The organism is Candidatus Thiosymbion oneisti (assembly GCF_900092655.1).
In the GTDB taxonomy this organism is placed as follows: Bacteria; Pseudomonadota; Gammaproteobacteria; order Chromatiales; family Chromatiaceae; genus Thiosymbion; species Thiosymbion oneisti.
In genome coordinates this window covers 1-395 of record NZ_FLUY01001884.1, presented here as the reverse complement: position 1 = coordinate 395, position 395 = coordinate 1, and the positions used below count along the sequence as shown (strand labels likewise).

Sequence of the window (395 nt, the reverse complement as noted above, 5' to 3'; positions counted from 1 at the left end):
TCTTCCTGCACCGCTATAATACGGAGCTATTGCCAGCTACTGGTTAAGCTGGCATTTAAAAATTAACCACCACCCAAAAAATATATTGTGCGTCTGACGGCAGAAGAACGGGCGCAGCTCAGCGAGTTGGTCAACAAAGGCCAGGCCGCAGCATACAAGATCAAGCACGCTCATGTTCTGCTCAAGGTCGATGCCAACGGACCGGATTGGAATGATGTGCAAACCGCAGAAGCCTTTTCATGTGCCTTGCGAACCGTCTCTAACCTACGCCAACGCTTTGTGGAGCAGGGGCTTGAAGCCGCACTGGGGCGCCGGAAACAGGCTCGCCCGTCACGGGAGCCGATTCTGGATGGCGAGCAAGAAGCGCGTCTCATCCAACTGGCTTGTAGTGAACC

At 54.2% G+C, this 395-nt stretch carries 1 protein-coding gene; it reads left to right on the top strand.

Annotated features, from left to right (window positions below; genetic code table 11):
- Nucleotides 1-87 precede the first annotated feature (87 nt).
- On the top strand, nucleotides 88-395 hold a 308-nt coding region (locus tag BQ17_RS21200; protein ID WP_141699405.1), incomplete at its 3' end, for a helix-turn-helix domain-containing protein.